Raw genomic sequence first — 24,094 nt, 5'->3', positions numbered from 1 at the left:
CTAATTATAGTAGCAAAATAAAATAATTTTATGGGTACAGATATGTTATACTTAATCCAACGGAGGATTTTATGTTCATAAATTTAAACGACAAAGATTATTTGTATAATCAAATTTACGATTCTATAAAAGAAAAAATTAACACGAAACAATTGAAGACTAATGACAAGCTTCCTTCTATTAGAAAATTATCTAATGAGCTGAATATTTCGATAAACACTGTGTCCAATGCCTATTATCAATTGGAAAAAGAAGGCTACATTCGTTCGAGTGAGAGAAGTGGTTTTTTTGTAGAAAAATCTGGTCATATTTTGCAAAACGATGCAAACTTTGATGATGAGGATATGATTGTTGAAGAAAAGAATTCTTACCTGTATGATTTTTCATTTTCAGGTGTGGATAAATCTTGCTTTAAATACAAGCAAATCAGAAAGGCTTTCAGGGATTCAATTAATGAAGATGATGATGCTATTTTAGGAAAAGTCGATGGTTTGGGATTATTTTCTTTAAGATGTTCTATTTCAAATTATTTGAAAGATTTCAGAGAAATTATCGTGAATCCCAATCAAATCGTCGTGAGTTCCGGCAGCAACGAGTTGTTGATTTTGATTAAAAATCTTCTTAACAATCCCGTTTTTGGTTTCGAAAATCCTGGATATGCGTATCACGGAATTGGTTTCTACAATAATTTCAAAAGTACGCCGATTAATGTGAATGAGGATGGGATTGACATAGATTTCCTGAAACAAACAGATGCAAATGTTGTAAGTGTGACTCCTTCTCATCAGTTTCCTACTTCTGCGATTATGCCGATTAATAAAAGGATTGATCTGTTGAATTGGGCTTACGAAGAAAATAATCGCTACATAATTGAGGATGACTACGATGCAGAATTCAAATACAAGCTTCGTCCTATCGCTCCACTGAAGACTTTGGATGTGAATGATAAGGTGATTTACATCGGGAATTTTTCACGTACAGTAACCCCTGCGATGCGTGTGAGTTTTATGGTTTTGCCTAAAAATTTGATGAATAAATTTTATTCTGTATTAAAATCTGAGAGGTGTCCTGTGTCGATTTTCGTTCAATCTGCGTTGTCCAAGTTTATCGACAGTGGAGATTTTGAAAAGCAGATCAATCAGATGAAGAAGGTGTACGCAAAAAAATACGAGATTATTTTTTCAAAAATTAACGGCTGCAAATTCATTGATTTTGAGAAAACTGATTGTGGAACTTCTGTCGTAATCAAGGTAGATAAGAGGATTGATAGTGATGTTTTTTTGAAAACTTTGAGGGAAAAATCAGTGTATGTGATTCCTATCGATGATTTTTATTTGGATAAAAATATGAATACTAATGTGTTTTTGGTTGGGTTTGCGAAGATGAGCTACGATGATATTTCTAATGGTATGGATATTATCGTAAATGTTGTAAATAATCTTGTCAATTAGATTACAAAATAATGTAAAAGAGTTATAATAAAGTAAGAATATATATAGGAGGTTACTCATGCAAAAATATGAAGATTTAGAACCAAAAAAAGTGTTTTATTGGTTCAAACAATTAAACGATATTCCTCGTGGTTCAGGAAATGAAAAAGCTGTTTCAGATTTTTTAGTTAGCTTTGCAAAGGAAAGAGGATTGGAAGTGTACCAAGATTCTCTTAACAATGTTATTATCAAAAAAGATGCTACAGAAGGTTACGAAAATTCAGAACCTGTTATTTTGCAAGGACACATGGATATGGTTTGCGAAAAAACTGATGATTCAGACCACGATTTCTTAAAAGATCCTATTTCAATGCACGTTAAGGACGGATATGTTTATGCAAATAACACAACTTTAGGCGCAGATGACGGAATCGCTGTTGCGTTTTGCTTAGCTATTTTGGATTCTGATGATGTTGCTCATCCAAAATTGGAAGTTCTTGTAACAATTGATGAAGAACGTGGAATGGACGGAGCAAATGGTGTGACTGCTGAACATTTAAGCGGAACTCGCTTGTTAAATATCGACACTGAAACTGAAGGAGACTTCATTGTAAGCTGTTCTGGTGGAGCAAATGCTATCACTACTTTTAAAAGTGAAAAATCAGAAGGTTTGTCAAAAGCTATCGAAATTTCTCTTTCTGGTTTGAATGGTGGTCACTCTGGTCTTGAAATCCAAAAACAAAACAAAAATGCTATCAAAGTTATGGCTAGACTTTTGAACAAAGTTGCTTTGGAAATGGATTTTAGATTGCAAGAAATCTCCGGTGGTTCAAAACACAACGCCATCGCTAAGAATGCTCACGCTATTATCACTGTTGATGATTTGGATAAAGCGATGAATATTTTAAACGAAATTGGTGAATATGTTCGTCACGAAGGTAGAAAAACTGACCCTAACTTGGTTTTGAATATTAAAGAAACAGAAAAAACAGAATTTTCTTATTCAAAAGAAACTTCACAATCAATCGTTAAATTCTTGTATTTGTTAATCAACGATGTTATCTCAACTTCACAAGACATCGAAGGTTTAGTTCAAACAAGTTCTAACGTTGGTATTGTTGAAGCAGACGACGAAAAAATCAAGGTTACTTGTTGTGTAAGAAGTTCTGTAGAAAGCGAACTTCACAATATGTTCGACAAAATCAAATCATTAGCTTATTTGACTCACGGAACTACTGTTATCGAAAAAGAATACCCAGCTTGGGAATTCAACACTGATGGAGAATTGGCAAAAGTTGCTCCAGCATTGTACGAAGAAATGACTGGCAACAAAGCTAATGTAACGGCAATCCACGCTGGTTTGGAATGTGGTTTGTTAAAAGGCGTACTTCCTGATTGCGATATGATTAGTTTCGGTCCAGATATCATTGGTGCTCACACTCCATTAGAACATTTGGGAATTGAATCTACTCAAAGAATGTACGATTACACATTAAAATTATTAGAAAAATTAAAATAACAAAAAATTAAGGAAAGTTCTTTTTGATGAACTTTCCTTTTTAAATTATTTGTATTCGTGATTTTCTAAAACATAAATTAAATCTTCATTAGTTTCTTTACTTTTTTGAACTTCAAACATTCCAATATATGAGTAAAAATCGTACACATCAAAATCTTTTATATTCTTATCTATCTCTGAATCCGATAAATTGTCTCCATTCATTACCGATGATTTTTTAATGTAATTTTTTATATCTTTTTTGGATAATTTTGTTTGATAATTTTCTGATTCTATCATATCCTCAGCAACTTCATTTTCTACGACATACGTATTCTTATCCTTAGATATTAAAATTCTCATTATCACGCCTTCTCCAGATTTCTTATCCTTAGTAGAAATCCATGTCTTCACTAAAACTAAAATTTTGTCTTTACTTTCATACGTATCCAATATTTTCAACTCGGATAATTCATAATACTTATAATCTGGTTTTTTAGCTAAAAATTTTTCAAGACTTTCACTCAATCTAATTTTATTTGTATCTTTTTCCAACTTGTAATATTTTTGCGTAAAAAACATTTTTACAGTTTCATTTATATTAGCTTTATCCTTTTCGTCAACATCTACTTTTACTGTCTCGTTTTGATTTGCTTTTTGCTCGTCGTTTTTAATTTTATTTTTTTGACAAGACGATAAAAGTAACAACATCATAATAACAAGTGTGATTGTTTTTCTTAATTTACCTATAGTCATATGAACCTCTAATATTTTTTCATAATTATCACTTCAATTTTATTTTAGTTAAACGATTTCTACTTGTCAACTATTTATTTGTCATTTATATTTCAAAATTCAACATTAGGTTACAATAAGTCTACAATTGTGATTTGTTCAAAATCATTTGCCGAAATCTGTTATAATATTATTGTCAGGGGGAATTTATGAAAAAGAAATTTACATTAGTGTTATTATCACTACTTATGGTAATAACTTTAAGCGCTTGCTCTCAAGCAAAAGAAAAAGTAAGCCTATTAAACGATTTTAGAAAAACAACTGAATGGAAGAACCAATCTTATGAATTCAAGAATGAAACTTCCAAGCTAAAAGAAATCAAAGTCAAAGCAACACAAGACAAAACAACAGGAGTTGCAATGGCAACTGTTACAAGCGATGTAGCTCAATTAGCTGGTCAAGGAAACAACTTGGGTGAACTTCACTTTGCAATCCAAGATGGAAAAGCGTACTTGAATTACGATGCATTTGCTAACAATCTTCCACCAAAAATGAAGGAAGCTTTGATTCAAAAAAACTTGTACTTCAATGTTACACAAATTTTGCAAAAATTAACTGAGCAAAATTTCCAAGCGACAACTGTAAGAGATTTCACTGTGTTCATGCCACTTTTATCATCAAATACAAAATTCCAAGTTAGAATCGCAAAAGACTTTGTAATCGACAACAAGGAATTAACTGTTAAAGAAGATGGCAACCACAAATACTCTGTGAATTTGACTGGCGAACAATGGGCAAAAGTCATGGAATATTCAAGAAAAACTTTATTGAAAAACTTCAAAGAATACGCCAAACTTGCCAAGGGAAGTGACCTTACAGACCAAGAACAACAAAAAATCCAAGAAATTGAAAATAATTTAAAATCAGACCAATCTAAAAAAGAATTCGAAGAAAAAATGAACACATTAAAGACAACTAACAAAGACGATAAGTTCAATTTAACATTTGAATTCAAGGACAAATCATACGATGTTAGCTTAAAATCAACTCCAAAATCAAAAGATACAGAAAGCATTAACATCTCACTAACTTCAAAAGAAGACACATCAATTAATAATCCAAAAGTTCAAGTGGATAATGGTCCTTTCGAATTTATGCAACAATTTTTGAATGTAAAATAGAAATTAAAAAAATCCCGAAATTCAAACGAGTTTCGGGATTTTTGTGTTTATTTGTATAATTCTTGTAGTAAATTATCCAATCTAACTAATGCGTCTTTTACGACTTTTGTAGGAGCTGCAACGTTAAATCGTACAAATCCATCGCATTCTCCGAAAAATCTTCCGTCAGTGAATACCAAATCAGCTTTTTCACCCAATGTTTTAAGCAAATCGTCGCTGTTCAATCCTAAACATCTGAAATCCATCCACATAACATAAGTTGCTTGAAGGTGATTTACTATGATTTTAGGGTATTTTTCTTGGAAGAAATCGTAGACGATTTTTTGGTTAGTATCTATAACATTGATTAATTCGTCAAGCCAGTCTTCAGCTTCGTCAAAAGCCAATTGTGTAGCTTCAAGTCCCATAACATTGACAGCGTTGCTTCTCATAATATCCAAAGTCTTCTTGTATTGAGCCATCATTTCGGAATCGGAAATAATTGTATATCCACAGCAAAGTCCTGCCAAGTTAAAAGCTTTTGTAGAAGATTGACACACAACTGTTTTTTCGATTAATTTTCTATCCAAAGAAAGCACAGATGTGTGAGTGTTTCCCGGCATAACAATATCTTGCCAAATCTCATCAACCACAACAATCACATCATTATCATTCGCAATCTTGATTACTTTTTCCAAATCATCCTTGCTCCACAAAATTCCACCCGGATTATGAGGATTACAAAGAATAACCATTTTGTTTTCAGACTTTTTACATTCTGATTCAAATTTTTCAAAATCAATTGAATAATTGTTGCGTTGGTCTGAAATCAAAGGAACATCTGTCATAACTCTTTCATTAAATTCAATGGCAAATCTGAATGGACCATACACTGGTCTCATAATCATTACAGAATCGCCTTTTTTAGTGAAAGCACTTACTGCAGCAAAAAATCCATCTACAACAGTTGGAACTTCGACAATCCATTCTTTTTTTATATCTGCATTGTGGCGTTTCTTGTCCCAATTTATGATGCTATTGTAAAATCTGTCTGTAGGAGAGCAATATCCCAAAACCAAATTATCTAAGCGTTTTTTCAAACCTTCGATAATTTCTGGTGCGTTTTTGAATTCCATATCTGCAACGCTAAATGGAACTACATCTTTTTTCATATTCGGAAATTGTTCGCTTCTTACAGCCCATTTTCTAGATCCCATTTCGTTTCTGTCACTAATCGTTTCAAAATCGTATTTCATCATAATCTCCTTATTATAAATTAATCATTCCTTTTTCAGTATAACACAAGACAACAAAAAAAGAGGATACAATCCCCTTTTATGTCAAATTATTCTGTTAATTCAGATGTACAATGTGGACATCTTGTAGCAGTAATGTCGATTTCACTCTTGCAATATGGGCAAGTTTTTGTTGTTGGATCAGCTTCCGGTTCTTTATGCAAAGCATCGCGACCTTTATTGATAGCTTTAACCATCAAGAAAACTACGAATGCAATTATAATAAATTTAACCAAAGCATCCAAGAACAAACCGTATTGTAACTTAACTCCTGCAACAGTTGCTGCCATTTCTTTCATATCAATTCCTGCAGTTGCAGCCCCAATCAAAGGTGCTATAAGTCCATTAATAAGTCCATCTACCATTTCCTTAACAGCAGCACCCATGATAACGGCAACTGCCAAATCCATTACATTACCTTCAGTAATGAATTTCTTAAACTCTTTGAACATAATACCCCCTATAAAATCTATTCATTCATTAAATTCATTTTTTCCTTTTGTAAATTATACACTTCTTTTTTCAATTGCTTAATAGCAGCGTCGCAATTTCTCTTGTTATTGAGAATTTGCATTTGAATTACAGAGTCAAAAAGCTTATTATCAAAATAATCCGCCAAGAAAAACGTGTTCTTGTATCTGAAACCAACACTTGGTTTCTTGTCCAAATCAATCATAATATTATTGAACTTTCTAATCGCCAAATCAGCCTTCTTCGCTTGATTCTTCGCCTTTTTTAAATTCGATCTTTTAATCATAGTAGTAATAGTCTTACCCTTGAAAATATCGAAAATTCCCCATCCTGATGCTGTACCCAAATAAGATTGCACCTCATTCAAGCTAGCTATCGCAATTTCTCCAAGCTTAATAGCTTCGTTTATATTATATAATCTAGATCCTACTTTTGCTCTTAACATAATAATCTTCCTTTCCTTTATTATTTATACCCTTAAATAATAATTTTAAGCAAATGAAAAATCAAATAAAATTTATATTTTATTAATCAAGCAAAAATCAACCACCGAAGTGATTGACATATATAAAAAATATAGCAAACCTTTCATGCTAAGAATATCATACGGAAAAAATTGTCAAGATTTCAAATCGAATAAATCCGTCAAAATCGGACTGCGTAAGCTTCAGCGTGCTTGCGATTTTAGGATTTTGAGATTTAGAAATCATCAATTTTTGAAGTCTAGATATTCGTATATGATGGTTTGCTATCCATAATCAACCACTGACGTGATTGATTTCTCATTTATTTGTATTTTTGTTGTTGTTTATTAATCAATTCCACATCTTCAAAGTAGTTGATTCCCATTGCAGCTTTTACTTTCTTCAAAGTTTCTGCTCCAACTTCTCTGGCATCTTCTGATCCTTTTAACAACATATCGAAGATTTCTGGAATGTTTTGTTCGTAGTGTTTTCTTTTTTCTCTGATTGGAGATAATTCTTTTTGCAAAATATTGTTCAAGAATTTTTTGATTTTGACATCGCCAAGTCCACCACGTCTGTAATGATCTTTTAATTCGTCCAAATTTTTGTAATCTGGAAGAAATTCTGAGAAATCATCGTCTGTACAGAAAGCGTCCAAATAAGTGAACACTGTATTTCCTTCAACTTTTCCAGGATCTGTAATTTGAATGTGGTTAGGATCTGTGAACATACTCATTACTTTTGATTTGACATCTTTTTCAGAATCCGACAAATAAATACAGTTACCCAATGATTTACTCATTTTCGCTTTGCCATCTAATCCTGGAAGTCTGGAACAGATTTTATTGTCAGGAATTACAGCTTTTGGTTCAACCAAAACTTCTGAGTAATAATTGTTAAATGTTCTGACAATTTCACGTGTTTGTTCCAACATTGGAAGCTGGTCTTCTCCAACAGGAACTATATTTGCATTGAAAAGCGTGATATCAGCTGCTTGGCTGATTGGATAAGTCAAAAATCCAACAGGAATGCTCGCTCCAAATTCTTTTTGTTTGATTTCTGCTTTAACTGTAGGATTTCTTTCGAGTCTTGAAAGTGTAACTAAGTTCATATAATAAAACATCAATTCTGTTAGTTGTTCAACGTGTGATTGCACGAATATCGTAACTTTATTAGGATCAATCCCACAACTTAGATAATCAAGCGCAACTTCAATGATATTGTCACGGACTTTGTCTGGATTGTTAAAATTGTCAGTCAAAGCTTGCGCGTCGGCAATCATGACATACATCTTGTCGAAATCCCCTTTGTTTTGCATGATAACTCTGTTTTTTAATGAGCCTACGTAATGACCCAAATGTAATTTTCCTGTTGGTCTGTCACCTGTAAGTATTATATTTCCCATTTTTACTCCTTGTTAAAAATTTTCTCGTAATGTTGATTTGCTCTGTTCAATTTGGATATTATTTTGTCTTTTCTTGGATAATTTATCTCTGAATTAAGGACTTGTTTAACTGGAACTACGACATATCTTGTAGTCACACTATCTGTGTATTTGTCTAGATAGTATGGCTTGTTTTCGAAACTTTTTACAGTTGTCTTGTCCCCAATTTTCTCAATTTTAATATCCGAGTACACTCCAATCTCTACACCGTAATATTGTCCGTAGGATTCTCTTTGATCTGAAACTAGATTTCCCATTGAATAAACACAATATGATTTTTTGCCGTCGTTTTCAATAACATCAGCATTTTGTATTGTGTGCGGATGCGATCCTATCACCAAGTCAACTCCCATATCTGAAAGTTTCTTGAACGTGTTTTTCTGATAAGAGTTAGGATAATCAGAATATTCCTCTCCCCAATGCATGTAGCACATTATCACATCTGCGTGATTTTGCTTTAAATAATCCACATCTTTTTGGATTTGTTCCATATTTATTAAATTTACCGCAGTATCTCGTCCAGAATTAAGCATAGAATTTTCAAATCCATTGAGCATTTGTGTATATGAAAAAAATCCAACCTTTATCCCTTTCACATCAATGATAAGTGGATTGGTCGATTCGTTCTCCTTGAACGTTCCAGTTCTTTTCAAACCGTATTTTTCAATTGTATTAATTGTGTGGTCAATCCCTTTTAGTCTTCTATCGTAAGAATGATTATTGGCAGTGCTCACCACATCAAATCCTGTATCTTTTAGAGCTTTTACAACATTTTCGTGCGTTGCAAATTCTGGATAACCACTCATGTCTGATTCATCCTTCGCAATAGTCGTCTCCAAATTGACTATGGATAAATCACTCTTACCCACAATATCTTTGATAACTGCAAAAGAATCCGTAAAATCATAATTTGTAGCTTTCGCTTGGCGAATTTGAGTTATATGATTCATATAATCTCCCCAACAAGTTATGGTTATCTCTTTCTTTTCAAGATTTTTATTCTCTTTTTCGTTATCTGATTTTTTATTTGATTTTTCTTCTGCTTTTGTCACATTTTTCACTTGAGAACTTTTTTGTGATGCTTGAATTGGAGATTTCCCAGAAATTTCTGAATATCTAACGCCAATCACACCAACTAAAATCACTATAAGAAAAGCCAATGCAACAGTTGTCTTTTTTCCCTTCATTTTATCCTCACTTATGATATGGTAAATTATTAATTATTCTGAAACTTCGGTAAATTTGTTCCAACAAAATCAACCTCATCAGTTGATGTGGAAATGTAAACTTGGAAAAAGAAAGCGCATAATCACTCCTGTCAAGTACACTTTTTCCAAGTCCCAAAGATCCGCCGATAACAAAACAAATATTAGAATGACCTTGTACAGTTAAATTTTCAATCTTGGCGGCTAATTTTTCGCTAGTAAGTTGATTTCCCAAAATTTCAAGCGTAATCACGTAGTGATTGTCCTTGATTTTCGACAAGATTTTCTCCGCTTCCTTGTCCTTCACTATCTCCTTTTCGCTGTCGGACAAATTCTCTGCAGCACTCAAATCATCAACCTCAATTATGTTTAGCTTGCAGTGCGCAGATAATCTTTTCGAAAATTCAGCAATGCCTAGTTTTATGTATTTTTCCTTAACCTTACCCACCGAAATAATATCGATATTCAAAATAATCACAACCTTTTTACTTAATAAGTATATCATATATTGATTAGGAGTATAAAATAATAATTTTTTAAGCAAATAAAAAATAAAGGGCTATCATAAAGAATAGCCCTTTGAAAATATTTATTTTATAGCTTCATTTTCAATAGCAACAGTTAAAACTTTTGAAAAATTCAAATTCAATCTGTTACCCAAATCGTTCGCCCATTTTGGTATGGAAAAAGTTTTCTTTACTAATTTAGTGTTTTCAAAATATTTTTCTACATCTACAAAAATCATCGAAATAAACGATTCATTCTCAATGTATTCTAAATCAATTTCAGGATCATCTCTGAAGGGATCATTTCCTTCAAGTGACAAATCATTAATGTTACTAACTTTAGGCAGATCTATTCCTTCTTCGATATATCCTGACACAGTAATTCCCAACCAATCACTAGCCATAAACAAAGCATCTGAAATATCTTCTCCTTGCGTTCCTGAATACTCAAAATCAGGAAAATTAATAAAATATCCACCTTCTGGTTCTTTGTAAAACAATGCAGGATAACTTACTAACATAAAACACCTCCATTAGATATTGAAGTATCGGGCTATAATAGCCCCTCTTGCTTCAATATTTGTCTTTCTGTCCCTTTTTTCAATACACCTTTAGGAACAGGAATTGATCTTACTCCTGACTTTTTCATTTTGATATGTGAGCATTTGCCCTCACTTTTTACCTCAACGAATCCATGTTGTTTCAGAAGTTTGACCATTTCTTTTTGAGTCATCGGCATGTGCACTTTACCTCCTGACACTTTTATTATACGTATTAATACGTGATGCATCAATATATTTCTAATAATTTTTTACGCAAATAAAAAACCCACAGACAAAAATCTGTGGGAATAATTTCGAAAAAACTATCTCTTACTGAATTGTGGAGATTTACGAGCTTTTTTAAGACCGTATTTCTTTCTTTCCTTTTTACGAGGATCTCTAGTTAAGAAACCTGCTCTTTTTAATTCAGCTCTGTAGTCTGGATCAACTTCTAATAAAGCACGAGCAACACCATGTCTAATAGCACCTGCTTGACCAGTGTATCCGCCACCTTTTACATTAACAGTAACATCATAGCTTTCAGCGTTGTTTGTTAATTCCAAAGCTTCCTTAGCTATAACTCTTAATGTATCGAAGTTAAAGTATTCACTTATATCTTTTTTGTTAATTGTGAATTTTCCACTTCCTGGTACTAAAGTAACTCTAGCAACAGAAGTTTTTCTTCTACCAGTTCCTTGATATCTATTATTAGCCATTTAATTACCTCCTACTTAATTTCCAAAACTTCAGGGTTTTGAGCGATGTGATCGTGATCAGCGCCTCTGTAAACTCTTAATTTTTTAGCCATTTGACGTCCTAAAGAGTTGTGAGGAAGCATGCCAACGATAGCATGAGTTACAGCTCTTTCTGGGTCTTTTTGCATTAAGTCTTTGTAGGTAATTGATTTAAGACCACCAGCGTATCCTGTGTAATGTCTTAATTCTTTTTGTTCTAATTTCTTACCTGTTAATTTAACTTTTTCTGCGTTAATTACAATTACGTAATCTCCAACATCCGCATTAGGAGTAAACATTGGTTTGTTTTTTCCTCTTAAAATAGAAGCAACTTCAGTAGATAATCTACCTAAAACAACATCTGTTGCATCTACTACATACCATTTTCTTTGGATGTCATCTTTCTTAGGTATATAAGTTTTCATTCAATTCATCCTTTCCTTTATTTACAATATTTGGCTACTTGGACATCGCTGCCAAAAAGCGATTGTTTTCTCACCGGGAATTTAGACACGTCGCACACCCGGCCATCGGCGACTTTCTGTATTGTATAAAAGGAAATGACTCCTTTTACATACCAAAATATTATATACTCTCTTGATTCAATTGTCAACTATTTTATCGTAAAACACAGCCACACGCATTCATCACTTGTGTTTTTTACTTCGTGAACTACATTTTTAGGAATAAAATACGTATCCATTTCTTTAAGTCTTGCATCTTTTCCTTCGACATTTAATATTGCCTCACCCTTAATTATGACAACAAATTCGTCAAAGTCCTGATTATATGGTCCTGATGTTTCGTTTTTCGATTGGATTCTGTGAATGTCAAACTTTTCATTTCTAACAATTATATCCTTAATAATATGATTCTCATCAAAATTCAAATCTTCAAGTAAATTCATAAAATTCTCCTAGTATATTTTTATAATTTTTCCAAAACTCATCACAAAAATCTTAACATCTACATCAATTCTCTCAATAATATCCATCGCATTTTCAATGTCTAGTTTTGTATCTGCCTTATTCAAAATCAAAAATTTTTTCGCATCGTAAGAATTTTTGAACAGACCACAATTAGAATTGATGATTTCAGCGTAGCTTTTTGTTGTCAAAATCTCGGGATTTCCAATAATTTTCTCCATATATTCTTTTCTGTGGCAAAATCTTTCATCAAAAGGCTTGTTCACACTATCAAGTCCCATCACACCAACACAATGAGTGATGTTTTTAGGATTTACAGGCTCATCTTCACGAGGAGCTTTGATAGCTCTTGTCTTTGCTCCATCCGTTTCCAAAATTATATTGGAAAACAAACCATCAAGAAAAATTTTGTCGAAAAATTCAGGTTCAAATCCGATTTCTTTTGTATCTGTACGTGATTTGGAAGTGAAGTATATTTTGCCATCTACAATTTTCGTTTTCTCATTGAATGTGTACAAATAATCAAACTTATCCTCACTCACAATCCCCATTTTAGTAGTCGTACTCACAAGAGATGCTTCATTCATTGATTTGAACTCATTTGCAAGCAAAAAAACAGTCGAAGTTTTCCCGCCAGCACCTTGAACAGCTATCATGTTTTTATCATTTAAGTTCATAAACTCTAACATAATATCACCATTTTTATTATCTCACAAAATTTTCAAATACAAAACCCAATTGAAAATCCGCATAAATGATTTATAATGGATATATAATAACAATTATCAATTAAATGTAAAAGGTAAAGTACTTCGAATATCTTTTTGGAAGCAAAAAAATAAAGCCATATCAACGGCATAAACACTGAAAAATCATAATAAGGACAATAAAAAAAGTATTGATAATACAATTATACATAATTGTAAGCTAAAAAACCATAATCCAGAGCCACCCGACAAATTCAAAAATAGTTAGGAGGTGGACTCATGGACAAGATTAAAGATTTCATAAATAAATTATACTATAAAGATGGTTAAAAAGCAAATGGATAAAAAATAACACAAACCATCACATGCAAAAAAAGAATAAAAAAACTTGGTAATACATTTCCGAAATTGTATTACCAAGTTATAAGTTAAAGAAATGCATCCACACAACCACACATCAAATCTATATTTTAAAAGGCGGTGAGTTGAATGCGTAAGCACAAAAAGACAACGAAAAAATCAAAATCAAATAATCAAAATATTATTAACTTGATTAAGGCGATAATTGAGTTAATAATAACTATATTGATTTTGATTGAATTGTTAATTAGGTTAGAGCTATTATAGCTCTAACTACCTTTAACTTATAAAGATTATACTATAAAGATGGTTAAAAAACAAGTGGATAAAAAAATCAGACGCTCAACTACATGCAGTTAAAAAATAGAAAATAGACTTGACAAACTAACTTTAAAACTATGTAATATAATTATAAATTAAAAATGCAAAAAATAGTTCAAAAGATAAGAGAAATAATATATAAAGGAAGGCAATTATGAAAATAGGATTCAGAACACCAAGCTTGAAGAAATCACTCAAAGCAAGAACAACTTCAAAGTACAAGAGACAACTAAAGTCTGCAATTGACCCAACTTACGGGAAAAAAGGAGTTGGTTGGTTTAAAAACCCCAAAAAAGCACTTTATAACAAGATTTATAACAAAACTACAAAAAGTATATTTGATATTTTCAAATAAATTAAAATAAAACAGAGGTACACATGAAAAAATTTCTAAAATTATTTGGCATAGCATTTGCAATCGGAATAGCCATGCTAATCATTAGCCTTGTCTTCAAAATCGACGACAAAGTTATGCTTAAATATTATTGGATAATCGGTGGGGTTGTCTTGGCAGTCATTTTAATAATCACCACAATTTATTACTCCTACAAAACAAACGAATTGAAACATTCAATGAAACTGTTTGAAGAAATGAAATACAAAGATTTCGTCAACGAATTAGAACCTAAAATTCCCAAAATCAAAAACAAACACATACAAACAGTAATGAAAATGAATTTGGGAGCAGGATATTTGGAACTTAATGAACCAAATAAAACATTGTCAACTTATGAAACAATTGCAAAAGACCAATTGAAAAATCAAGACCTTCAATTGATATATTGGCTCAACACAATGATTGCCCACTTCAAATTGAACGATCAAATTAAGTTTAATGAGATATTCACAACACATGGAAAACTTTTAAAACAATTTGAAAACAGTCCAAATTACGGCGAAAACATCAAACAATTGTATATAATGAAAAACATATTTGACAACGATTTTGTGTTAGCACGAAAAAACTTAAATAAATTGAAATCAAAATCCACAAACCCGAGATTCAAAAAAGAATACAATAGATTAGAAAATATAATCAAACAACACGAAAAATAAAGGCTGTGAGCGCCAAAACTCACAGTCTTTTTCCGTTTTTTGGATTATTCAAAAAAACGGGTGTTTTATTAAGAACATCTGTTAGGAAGTTGCATTTAATAAATTAATTATTTTGTCCTTTTAGGCTTGATTTTTTGTTTTTTGTTTTTTGTTTTCTTCTTTTTTTCTAAATATTTTTTATAATACTCTTCTAACATTTTTTCGGCTTTAATGTTATTTTCATGTGTGTTGAGCATATTATTCCTCCAACAATTCTATTTCTTTAACTTTCAACATCTTAGATTATTAATATTTGGGGTTTTATTAATTTTATGATAAAAGATAATCTCTAGCTTTCTTGTATTTTTCAACTCTTTTAAAGTCTTTTTCTGTAAAGTAAACAAGCCTATTTAGATTCATATTATCTTCCAAATCCATTAGTTTTACTTTTCTTGCAATGCTATTACTTTTTATATTTTTTACATAATCCATGTATGCTACATTTTCTGGATGCGTAAGTTTAATCAAAGCATCTTTTTGTTCAGAGTCAAGAAATTCAAAATCATTAATTGTATATTTGTCAGAATCTTCTAAAACATCGTGCAACAGTGCAACTATCTTTTATCGCCTATCACTTATTTTCTTAGAAACCCTTAATGGATGTAAAAAGTAAGCATGTCCGCCTTTATCTTTTTGTCCTTTATGCGCATTTAGCATAATAAAAAAAGCTCTAAGATAGTTGAGCATAATATTCTTCCTTTGTTATATCTTCGGTATATATCGACCCCAAATCAATTTTAGAATAGAAATCATTAAATACTTCTTTACCATCTTTTATGCAGTAATACATTCCACCTTCACGTTTTACATACTTTTTATAGTCTGGGCAATAATAATATACAGTTGGCGTTTTAAACTTCATAACCATTAATCCTTTCTTTTTTATGTTCACTTTCTTTTACAAACCATGTACCAACTTTTATGTAAATATTCGATAACCTGAAATATAATTATATTATATCTTTTATCTCCCAGAGATCCAATATTATGATGATGATTTGTAAAATTACTATTAAACACCTTTTCGCTTTTATATTGTATAGAAATTTTCAGTATTTTTTATACAATAATGATATAATTTATAATAAATACCTAAATAAGACTTTAAAATCGAAAACTAAATATTGATTAATGTTTGAATGATAATAACAAAATTTATAGATATCTAAAATAGGAGTAAATTATGAAGTCAAAAATAGATTGGAAATGGTCCGAAGAAACCCTAAAAGCAATAATAATGGATATAGTTGAACGAAAAGAAGATTATGAAAAAGAATTAAATAGCGAATTTGATGAAGGTGTAATTGCTGGATATGAATTTGTGCTGGACTCTATAAAAAACGAGTTAGAAGTACGTGGATACGACTTTAATGATTGGATAAAAGATAAGAATTAATATAATAGGATGACAATGATGAAAGCTAAATATATAAGAGAAAATTGGGGTATATCTCTAACTAAAAACAAAATTTACGAAGCATTAGGATATGAAGGTGAATTTATAAGAATTATTGATGATACTGATGAAGATTACTTGTACGATCCAGATGATTTTGAAATAATAGAAGATGACGATATCCAGAAAAGTACTGAGTTTTAATTCATGATTAACAGGTTTTCTAATGGGTATGTGAAAAGTTTTGTGTATTAGCTCTTCCTGATAGGTTGTGAGCTGATATTTTTTATTTTTTTAAATATACCTTTTATTGTTTTAATGGCAAAATTTAGATTCTGACTTCAAAAATATTGATAGTTGTGACAATATTTACCCCCATCCTCTTATTCTACTTGTCCACTTACTTGAAGCATCTACAATCGCTAGATACAAGCTTTTTTAGGGCGTAGTCGCTTGGAAATATTGTTTTGTTTTTTTGCTTTTCTAAGTTGTCTATTAAAATTTTCTATGCTATTTGTTGTATATATTACTTTTCTTATTCTATCTGGATATTTGAAATATGTTGCTAATTCAGCCCAGTTGTTTCTATACTAATTTACACACATTGGATGTTTTTCCGCCATTTCCCTTCAAATATATCTAGATTACTTAGTATTAGTTTTTCTGCTGATGCTTTGTATACTGTTTTTAAGTCTTTTATCTTTTATTTCTCTATATAATATGAATTTTGTTGAATCTTGTTTCTGATCTTTTTCTTGGTATTCTAAAATCCTCCTGATTACTACAATATCAGGAGGATTCTATACACAAACTATTTCACAGTCTCGTTTTAATTCAAATCAATCTTTTCTATTACTTTATAAAGTTTTTGCATATTAGTTCTTGTAGCAAAAAAGCGTGGATAATTTCCTAAATTATTAAAAGTTTTATTTTTATCTCCATAGTCATAAAAAGTAACATCAAAATATAGCCATTGATTATTTATTTTTGCAACATTTATAGCATGATCATACTGTTCTGTTTTTATACCTACTAATACAGATTCACTTTGAATATTTGCATACTCACATAATTGGTTAAATAAAGCAGCATATAAATCACAAACTCCCCTACCCACTTTTTTATTGGATTTTATTCTATCTTGATACCATAAAACAGGATGTCCAATAGCGTCTATTTGATCTTGAATGTTTTTGGAATAATGTCTTTGGTCATAAGTTGTATTGTTACATATCCATTTTATAATATACTCCACAGTTTTTTTGTCATTTCCTTTTCCATAATTCAAAGCTGACTTTGCAACAGTTTTTAATTCTTTTTTCATTTTTATTTCATCATAATACATAATTTTCAAACTATTTAAATCTGATTTATTTCGTATTATAATACTATGACGTAAAATTTCATGATCATCATTATATAGTTTTTCTAGTATATCATTAGGAATTGATATCTCATATGGGTATGTTTTTATATTTTCTGATAACTTTAAAGCTTCTTCAAAAGACTTTGCCTTCAATTTTATTTCTGCATAAGGAAACGTAGTAATTGTTATCAATTCATTTTCTTGTTTTTCTTTATCTTCTGGCTTTTCCTGATCCTTTTGATTATTTTTATCTTCTGGTTCTTCTTGTTCTTTTTTGTCATCTGGTTTTACTGAATCTTTGTTTTCTAACTCTAGTATTTCATCTGGAACAGATTTTTCTCCGCCAACTATCATGAAATCTGTATTTCTGATTAAAGTCTTTAATTTATTAGAAGTATACTTTGGATTGGTAAGAACCAAAGTTCTGTCATGTGCGTAAGAGTATGGAATAGCAACTAAGTTATCCGCAAAGTTTTCTCCACTTACAACTGTATACTTATCATTTCCAATTTCTTTTGCTAACAGTAATGATGTATCATACCTATCTCTTCCATTTATTCTATGAACTTTCGCTACTTCAGAGAATTGTTGTTCAATATTTTTTGATATTGATTTTTCTCCACCCACTATGTATACATTATTAACTTTTGCTCTTTGTTTTTTATTTGTATTAAAGAATTCATTTTTGATTGTCTTGTCAATTTCATTGGAAGGTGTAATTATTATCTTACAATTTAGTTTTTTTGCTAACGATGTAGCGATTAAACTATCAGCAAAGTTTTCTCCACTTACTAATATTATATTTTCGTCTTCGTAGTATGTAGATCCTATTAGTAAATCATTAACTGTATCGTATCTATTTTTTCCTGCTGAACTTCTACTAACATTTAAACCATTATTTTTTAATTGTTGGATTACTTTATTTGATACAGAATTTTCTCCACCAAATATGACTATTTCTTTGTATTTTTTTGTTTTTAAATGGTTTAATGTTTTTGTGTCTACTTTGTCTGACTTTGTGTAATATATAGGTATATGTTTTTCATTTCTATCTTTGATATAGTTTGAAGATGCTATTGCATCAGGATATGCTAGGTAATTAATCAAATAGCATGTATCTGAGTTTTCATACTTTTTCGATATGTTGATTGCTACATCAAATCTATCATGTCCACCTATTCTTGCTTCTTTGTATGCAAGTCCATTTGTTGGAATCGTTAGCATTGTTGCTAATGATAATGCAACTGTACATTTAACTAAGTTTTTCTTTAAGTTCATAATTCCCTCCATTAAATATCATTTAATTCTAGTATATCATGTTTTATTATTAATATCCTACACATTTTAAATGGAGTTTAGATTGAGCTTATTTATTTTAATTTACAATTGTTAAGGCATCTCTTTTCATTCCACTGTTGATAGATTTTAATGAGCAATAGTTGATGAATCACTAATAAATAAATCATTTGCATTTTATTCTGGGTAGATTTTAATCTATCGATCAGGACTTTTCTATTGAAGAGGTGGAAATTTACATTTCAGTATGGTTAAATTTTAATATTGCATTGTATAAAGTTCTCTCATTGAGTTAGATATATTTACATTCCACTATGGTTAAATTTTAATAATAACAATGTCACTTGGTTAGTTTTTGTTATGAAATCATTTATATTCCACTATGGTAGATTTTAATTTCAACTTGTTTATATATTCTTGGGAGTTAATTGCTTTACATTTCACTCTGGGTAGATTTTAATGTCTACCCAATGCACCAATTCACAAACGCTATGAAAATTTACATTCCACTCTGGATAGATTTTAATTTCTTTCCAGTAATATTAATTCTTTTTACCTCATTATTTAAATTCCACTCTGGATAGATTTTAATTAAAAAAGAGTGTCAAATATGTAAAAGTTTGGGAAATTTACATTCCACTCTGGATAGATTTTAATGCAATCCCTCCCAACCTCCACTAAAGTTTAAAAGTACATTTACATTCCACTCTGGATAGATTTTAATCAAGCCATAACTCTTTCCGTCAATCTTGCCTAAAATTTACATTCCACTCTGGATAGATTTTAATGCAGAAAATATGTAGAAAAAAATGAAAGGGACGAGATTTACATTCCACTCTGGATAGATTTTAATGCAAGTTCTGAAATCCAACCTGTGTTCTTTTCCAAATTTACATTCCACTCTGGATAAATTTTAATCTCAACAGTTATGTCTGATGTGTGATTTTTAAATATTTACATTCCACTCTGGATAGATTTTAATCTGGATAAGAGCGAAAGCGCCTAACAGTCCTTTTAAATTTACATTCCACTCTGGATAGATTTTAATCTTGGAATTGCTGGTGCTTTCCTTGCATGGAAACTATTTACATTCCACCCTGGATAGATTTTAATTTTATTAGCCCAGATTTCGCCTGCTTGTAGCACTTCATTTACATTCCACTCTGGATAGATTTTAATCGTGAAAGGCTTGATATGAGGTTATTTCTATATGATATTTACATTCCACTCTGGATAGATTTTAATTTACAGTTAGCTTATGATAAGATTTCAAAGAGACGATTTACATTCCACTCTGGATAGATTTTAATTTAGCACGCCCAACGAATGTTACTTCGTTCTTTTTAATTTACATTCCACTCTGGATAGATTTTAATGCAGTGGTATTGCAATGGTTCTTCACGTTGTTGACTAATTTACATTCCACTCTGGATAGATTTTAATTAAAGGTTGACGGTGTATTGGGGTTTGGATATCACAATTTACATTCCACTCTGGATAGATTTTAATGTACATATTTTCACACGAGGTATTTTTGAAATTGAAATTTACATTCCACTCTGGATAGATTTTAATATAACAATGTTGTACCACTTAATCAAGGATTTGACACATTTACATTCCACTCTGGATAGATTTTAATAAAAAAGCAAATAAAACAGACGTTGTAACAAAAACATTTACATTCCACTCTGGATAGATTTTAATCAAACTGTTGCGAGTGATATAAAATCTACTCTTGATTTACATTCCACTCTGGATAGATTTTAATTCGGCACTTTTCCACCACTCTAAAGCTTTTAGTAAATTTACATTCCACTCTGGATAGATTTTAATTGAACTTTGGCATAAAGTCTTTAGCGTTCCACAAATATTTACATTCCACTCTGGATAGATTTTAATTTAAGAGTTTGAATAATTCCCTCGATTCTACTTTTTTATTTACATTCCACTCTGGATAGATTTTAATATAGCTAAAACTATCTGCTACATAATAATCATCAAAATTTACATTCCACTCTGGATAGATTTTAATACAAGAATACAAAAGAATATAATTATTTAAAAAAATAATTTACATTCCACTCTGGATAGATTTTAATAAATTTATTTATTAAAAGAATTAAAAGAGCTAAATGCATTTACATTCCACTCTGGATAGATTTTAATATAGATGGTGTTGCAAACACATCGGTTGCATAAGTATTTACATTCCACTCTGGATAGATTTTAATGCATTTGTGAGCTTGTGGCTCATAGGATATATGTTATTTACATTCCACTCTGGATAGATTTTAATAAAACTTATGATGTGCTTAAATGGATTGCTCAGATATTTACATTCCACTCTGGATAGATTTTAATATTAGTTAAAGCAATATCAGTAGCAAGCTTCAATAATTTACATTCCACTCTGGATAGATTTTAATTTCTTGTGCCTCTTCATATGTTTTTGCATCAATTATATTTACATTCCACTCTGGATAGATTTTAATGTTTAGAGAATTAAAAGCTTTTCAAAAAATGTCTAAATTTACATTCCACTCTGGATAGATTTTAATATTAATAATAAAAAAGACAACACAAGAACAAAAGAAATTTACATTCCACTCTGGATAGATTTTAATTCCAGGGACTGGCAAGCTTGCAAAAATCGTATGGACATTTACATTCCACTCTGGATAGATTTTAATTTTCTTAGTATTAGCAACAAAACAGATATTGAGTTGATTTACATTCCACTCTGGATAGATTTTAATTCAAATAGAATGGATACTACAGATATGGGCGATCATTATTTACATTCCACTCTGGATAGATTTTAATTCTAACAACTTATGTTTAGCATATGCAGAAGTTGCATTTACATTCCACTCTGGATAGATTTTAATTCACAAATATGCTAAATATGGGTATACAACAATGTATATTTACATTCCACTCTGGATAGATTTTAATTCCTGTTTACTTCGATGTTGAGGATTTCAGCCTAAATATTTACATTCCACTCTGGATAGATTTTAATATATTCGCTTATATAATATTTACTATTTGTATAATTATTTACATTCCACTCTGGATAGATTTTAATCTAACTGGAAAACAAAAAATATTGGAGTTTTGTCCATTTACATTCCACTCTGGATAGATTTTAATATCAGTAAGTAAACACTTGGTTGTATCGTCAGACGCATTTACATTCCACTCTGGATAGATTTTAATGCATAACCCCATTTAAATGATCCAGCAAAGTCTCCTATTTACATTCCACTCTGGATAGATTTTAATTCCTGTCTCAACATTTGTTGCAATAACTTATTGGTAATTTACATTCCACTCTGGATAGATTTTAATGATAATAAGTGTAAATAGCTTGTTTTATGCTTTATTATTTACATTCCACTCTGGATAGATTTTAATCTTCAAAATTAGTAAATACTTGTTTTAATATTTCTGTATTTACATTCCACTCTGGATAGATTTTAATTTTGTACCATTTAGTTTCAATTTACGCTTATATAATTTACATTCCACTCTGGATAGATTTTAATAATAACTTTATATTTACTGTCATCAGATTTTGCATTATTTACATTCCACTCTGGATAGATTTTAATTGTATCTTGTTCTTGTTTTTCGTCTTTTCTTGTATTATTTACATTCCACTCTGGATAGATTTTAATAGGTGACTGTCTATGACAGTATTTCCAATGCTTATAGACGGTGTTTCTGTCTATGTCTTTTTTAAGTATATCAAATTTACGATTTTTTTGAAAATAATTCAATGTAATACAAAACAATATGTTATTTTAGGCATTGTCAATCTACGTGTATCTTGTCTATACAGGTGATCGACAATTATATTTAGATAAATTGTGGATCATCAATTTCTGTTCCCAATATATCTTTTTCAAGCCATCTTTCGTTTCGACTTTTGAATATTATTACTGAATCTATCTTCTCATCGATTTCTTTTTGGATTTTCTTCTTCAACTTAAACAAATCCGATTCCAAGATTTCTCCTTCGAACACGGAGTTTTGGATATGGTTTAAGTATTGTTTGCATATTTTGAATACTCTGTTCCACCTTCGCTGTCCATTATTTTCATTTGAAATGTCATACACCAAAATTATATACATTTTTACCACCAAATTATAAACGGTTCATATTCTTTTTCACCAATAAAATGCTTCACCAATTTATAACATTCTAATCTAATTAGATATCTATAGCTTACATTTCTGGATAAATCTTTATGATTTATCGTTCTTTGCAAAGTTTTATTGTATTCTTGCAATATTACCTTCGACCCCGATTCTTTCATGTACAAATAGTTTAATTCTTGACTAAAATGTTTGTCTTGTATCTGATTTTTGTTCAACAACGAAAATATTAATCTGTCAGCTATCAACGGTTTAAATATTTCAGCAATATCCAAACTCAGCGAATATCTTCTATCGCCAGGTTCATGGAGAAAACTAATCGTGGGGTCCAGCTGAGTTTTATAAATTTCTCCCAAGACGGTTGTGTAGACTAATGAGTTCAAATACGAAATCAAAGTATTCACGATATTATCTGGTGGTCTTTTGACTCTTTTTTCAAAATCAATCTCTTGATTAATAATTGTGCTCCACGATTTGTAATATGTTTTGTGAATATTACCCTCCATACCCATAAGTTCTTGCACATCTCTTGCTTTGTCTAAGTTTTTTAGGTAATAATTAACCTCATTCATATACTCTTCGAGATCTTTCCCTCTGCCATTATAATATCTAAGGTTTCTGTATATGTTTTTACCTGCACCTTCTACAAATTTCATCGCTAGTTGCAGTCTTTTTTCATCGTCCAAATAAAATTTGGCTTGTTTAACTGTTACTTTCCCAGAAACTTTTGATTTTTTTGGCATTAAACTTGCACTGTAGAAATCATAGTAATTAAAAAAATGAACGATTATGTCATTATGAGACAGAAAATCTATTAATTTAGAATTAATACTAACCTCTCCAAAAAGATAAATCTCTGATACCATATTTATCGGAATGTCCCTCTTCTCGCCATCAACCGTGCAAAATTGAAGTGTATTATCTTTTCTTCTCAATTCCCCGTTTTGATAAACATACAAGCTATTCTTCATAAAATCTC

Annotated in this window: 28 protein-coding genes and 1 CRISPR repeat array; of the genes, 8 read left to right on the top strand and 20 right to left on the bottom strand. The window is 30.7% G+C overall.

Annotated features, from left to right (window positions below; all coding sequences use genetic code 11):
* Positions 1–71: 71 nt before the first annotated feature.
* A complete protein-coding gene (locus tag ACLUJM_RS01545) occupies positions 72–1,451 on the top strand; it encodes a PLP-dependent aminotransferase family protein (protein WP_412412000.1) in 1,380 nt (459 codons plus the stop codon).
* Between the two features lie 58 nt (positions 1,452–1,509).
* Entirely contained in the window at positions 1,510–2,949 is a 1,440-nt protein-coding gene (locus ACLUJM_RS01540; protein WP_412411999.1) for an aminoacyl-histidine dipeptidase, read from the top strand.
* Between the two features lie 45 nt (positions 2,950–2,994).
* Here the strand turns inward: ACLUJM_RS01540 and ACLUJM_RS01535 are convergent, their stop codons facing one another.
* On the bottom strand, positions 2,995–3,684 hold the full coding sequence (locus ACLUJM_RS01535; protein ID WP_278736177.1) for a hypothetical protein: 690 nt from the start codon (positions 3,682–3,684) through the stop codon (positions 2,995–2,997).
* 188 nt (positions 3,685–3,872) lie between these two features.
* On the opposite strand from ACLUJM_RS01535, the gene ACLUJM_RS01530 reads away from it, so the two are divergent.
* Positions 3,873–4,844, top strand: a complete 972-nt coding sequence (locus tag ACLUJM_RS01530) for a hypothetical protein (protein ID WP_412411997.1) — start codon at positions 3,873–3,875, stop codon at positions 4,842–4,844.
* A gap of 47 nt (positions 4,845–4,891) precedes the next feature.
* Here the strand turns inward: ACLUJM_RS01530 and ACLUJM_RS01525 are convergent, their stop codons facing one another.
* The 12 genes from ACLUJM_RS01525 to yqeC form a co-directional block, all read right to left on the bottom strand.
* Positions 4,892–6,079 carry a MalY/PatB family protein gene (locus ACLUJM_RS01525; RefSeq protein ID WP_278736178.1) on the bottom strand — a complete coding sequence of 396 codons (1,188 nt, stop codon included), beginning with the start codon at positions 6,077–6,079 and terminating at the stop codon, positions 4,892–4,894.
* 89 nt (positions 6,080–6,168) lie between these two features.
* Entirely contained in the window at positions 6,169–6,570 is a 402-nt protein-coding gene (gene mscL, locus ACLUJM_RS01520) for a large conductance mechanosensitive channel protein MscL (RefSeq protein ID WP_094206336.1), read from the bottom strand.
* A 17-nt stretch (positions 6,571–6,587) separates the two neighbouring features.
* Positions 6,588–7,034, bottom strand: a complete 447-nt coding sequence (locus ACLUJM_RS01515) for a hypothetical protein (RefSeq protein ID WP_094206337.1) — start codon at positions 7,032–7,034, stop codon at positions 6,588–6,590.
* A gap of 341 nt (positions 7,035–7,375) precedes the next feature.
* A complete protein-coding gene (gene trpS, locus ACLUJM_RS01510) occupies positions 7,376–8,458 on the bottom strand; it encodes a tryptophan--tRNA ligase (RefSeq protein WP_094206338.1) in 1,083 nt (360 codons plus the stop codon).
* Between the two features lie 2 nt (positions 8,459–8,460).
* Positions 8,461–9,684: a CapA family protein gene (locus ACLUJM_RS01505; protein ID WP_412411995.1), complete on the bottom strand. Its 1,224-nt coding sequence runs from the start codon at positions 9,682–9,684 to the stop codon at positions 8,461–8,463.
* A 7-nt stretch (positions 9,685–9,691) separates the two neighbouring features.
* Complete coding sequence (gene rlmH, locus ACLUJM_RS01500; protein WP_002838033.1) at positions 9,692–10,171, bottom strand: 23S rRNA (pseudouridine(1915)-N(3))-methyltransferase RlmH; 480 nt, start codon at positions 10,169–10,171, stop codon at positions 9,692–9,694.
* 120 nt (positions 10,172–10,291) lie between these two features.
* Positions 10,292–10,729, bottom strand: a complete 438-nt coding sequence (locus ACLUJM_RS01495; protein ID WP_412411994.1) for a type II toxin-antitoxin system HicB family antitoxin — start codon at positions 10,727–10,729, stop codon at positions 10,292–10,294.
* A gap of 32 nt (positions 10,730–10,761) precedes the next feature.
* Positions 10,762–10,947, bottom strand: coding sequence for a type II toxin-antitoxin system HicA family toxin (locus ACLUJM_RS01490; RefSeq protein WP_412411992.1), 186 nt, complete (start codon positions 10,945–10,947; stop codon positions 10,762–10,764).
* Between the two features lie 126 nt (positions 10,948–11,073).
* Positions 11,074–11,466 (bottom strand): 30S ribosomal protein S9, encoded by a 393-nt coding sequence (gene rpsI / locus ACLUJM_RS01485; protein WP_002838975.1) that lies wholly within the window; start codon positions 11,464–11,466, stop codon positions 11,074–11,076.
* An 11-nt stretch (positions 11,467–11,477) separates the two neighbouring features.
* Positions 11,478–11,909, bottom strand: a complete 432-nt coding sequence (rplM, locus tag ACLUJM_RS01480; protein ID WP_002838046.1) for a 50S ribosomal protein L13 — start codon at positions 11,907–11,909, stop codon at positions 11,478–11,480.
* Positions 11,910–12,097: 188 nt separating this feature from the next.
* On the bottom strand, positions 12,098–12,391 hold the full coding sequence (locus ACLUJM_RS01475) for a cupin domain-containing protein (RefSeq protein WP_412411989.1): 294 nt from the start codon (positions 12,389–12,391) through the stop codon (positions 12,098–12,100).
* Positions 12,392–12,400: 9 nt separating this feature from the next.
* A complete protein-coding gene (yqeC, locus tag ACLUJM_RS01470; protein ID WP_412411987.1) occupies positions 12,401–13,099 on the bottom strand; it encodes a selenium cofactor biosynthesis protein YqeC in 699 nt (232 codons plus the stop codon).
* 507 nt (positions 13,100–13,606) lie between these two features.
* Here yqeC and ACLUJM_RS01465 point away from each other — a divergent pair.
* The 3 genes from ACLUJM_RS01465 (at position 13,607) to ACLUJM_RS01455 (ending at position 14,854) form a co-directional block, all read left to right on the top strand.
* Positions 13,607–13,744, top strand: a complete 138-nt coding sequence (locus ACLUJM_RS01465) for a hypothetical protein (RefSeq protein WP_294684500.1) — start codon at positions 13,607–13,609, stop codon at positions 13,742–13,744.
* Between the two features lie 208 nt (positions 13,745–13,952).
* Positions 13,953–14,153 (top strand): hypothetical protein, encoded by a 201-nt coding sequence (locus tag ACLUJM_RS01460; RefSeq protein WP_002838993.1) that lies wholly within the window; start codon positions 13,953–13,955, stop codon positions 14,151–14,153.
* Positions 14,154–14,176: 23 nt separating this feature from the next.
* Positions 14,177–14,854 (top strand): hypothetical protein, encoded by a 678-nt coding sequence (locus tag ACLUJM_RS01455; protein WP_412411985.1) that lies wholly within the window; start codon positions 14,177–14,179, stop codon positions 14,852–14,854.
* Between the two features lie 107 nt (positions 14,855–14,961).
* Here ACLUJM_RS01455 and ACLUJM_RS01450 read toward each other — a convergent pair whose 3' ends face one another.
* The 3 genes from ACLUJM_RS01450 to ACLUJM_RS01440 form a co-directional block, all read right to left on the bottom strand.
* Complete coding sequence (locus ACLUJM_RS01450; RefSeq protein ID WP_412411983.1) at positions 14,962–15,090, bottom strand: hypothetical protein; 129 nt, start codon at positions 15,088–15,090, stop codon at positions 14,962–14,964.
* A 73-nt stretch (positions 15,091–15,163) separates the two neighbouring features.
* Positions 15,164–15,439, bottom strand: coding sequence for a hypothetical protein (locus ACLUJM_RS01445; protein WP_412411981.1), 276 nt, complete (start codon positions 15,437–15,439; stop codon positions 15,164–15,166).
* Between the two features lie 124 nt (positions 15,440–15,563).
* On the bottom strand, positions 15,564–15,755 hold the full coding sequence (locus ACLUJM_RS01440; RefSeq protein WP_094224053.1) for a hypothetical protein: 192 nt from the start codon (positions 15,753–15,755) through the stop codon (positions 15,564–15,566).
* A 321-nt stretch (positions 15,756–16,076) separates the two neighbouring features.
* Between ACLUJM_RS01440 and ACLUJM_RS01435 the strand changes: the two genes are divergently transcribed.
* Both ACLUJM_RS01435 and ACLUJM_RS01430 read left to right on the top strand, forming a co-directional pair.
* Complete coding sequence (locus ACLUJM_RS01435; RefSeq protein WP_294684493.1) at positions 16,077–16,289, top strand: hypothetical protein; 213 nt, start codon at positions 16,077–16,079, stop codon at positions 16,287–16,289.
* An 18-nt stretch (positions 16,290–16,307) separates the two neighbouring features.
* Complete coding sequence (locus ACLUJM_RS01430; RefSeq protein WP_294684492.1) at positions 16,308–16,493, top strand: hypothetical protein; 186 nt, start codon at positions 16,308–16,310, stop codon at positions 16,491–16,493.
* A 218-nt stretch (positions 16,494–16,711) separates the two neighbouring features.
* Here the strand turns inward: ACLUJM_RS01430 and ACLUJM_RS01425 are convergent, their stop codons facing one another.
* From ACLUJM_RS01425 to cas1b, 4 genes are all read right to left on the bottom strand, one after another.
* Positions 16,712–16,816, bottom strand: coding sequence for a hypothetical protein (locus tag ACLUJM_RS01425; protein WP_412412072.1), 105 nt, complete (start codon positions 16,814–16,816; stop codon positions 16,712–16,714).
* 302 nt (positions 16,817–17,118) lie between these two features.
* Positions 17,119–18,933 carry a cell wall-binding repeat-containing protein gene (locus ACLUJM_RS01420; RefSeq protein WP_412411978.1) on the bottom strand — a complete coding sequence of 605 codons (1,815 nt, stop codon included), beginning with the start codon at positions 18,931–18,933 and terminating at the stop codon, positions 17,119–17,121.
* 448 nt (positions 18,934–19,381) lie between these two features.
* Positions 19,382–22,634: direct repeats of the CRISPR family, unit length 30 nt; unit sequence ATTTACATTCCACTCTGGATAGATTTTAAT.
* 181 nt (positions 22,635–22,815) lie between these two features.
* Positions 22,816–23,091 (bottom strand): CRISPR-associated endonuclease Cas2, encoded by a 276-nt coding sequence (gene cas2 / locus ACLUJM_RS01415; RefSeq protein WP_035109318.1) that lies wholly within the window; start codon positions 23,089–23,091, stop codon positions 22,816–22,818.
* A gap of 2 nt (positions 23,092–23,093) precedes the next feature.
* Positions 23,094–24,086, bottom strand: a complete 993-nt coding sequence (cas1b, locus tag ACLUJM_RS01410) for a type I-B CRISPR-associated endonuclease Cas1b (RefSeq protein WP_412411974.1) — start codon at positions 24,084–24,086, stop codon at positions 23,094–23,096.
* Between the last annotated feature and the right edge of the window lie 8 nt (positions 24,087–24,094).

Source organism: Finegoldia sp., assembly GCF_046991905.1.
In the GTDB taxonomy this organism is placed as follows: Bacteria; Bacillota; Clostridia; order Tissierellales; family Peptoniphilaceae; genus Finegoldia.
The sequence above is the reverse complement of the archived record's forward strand: the minus strand, read 5'-3'. Positions and strand labels throughout refer to the sequence as shown.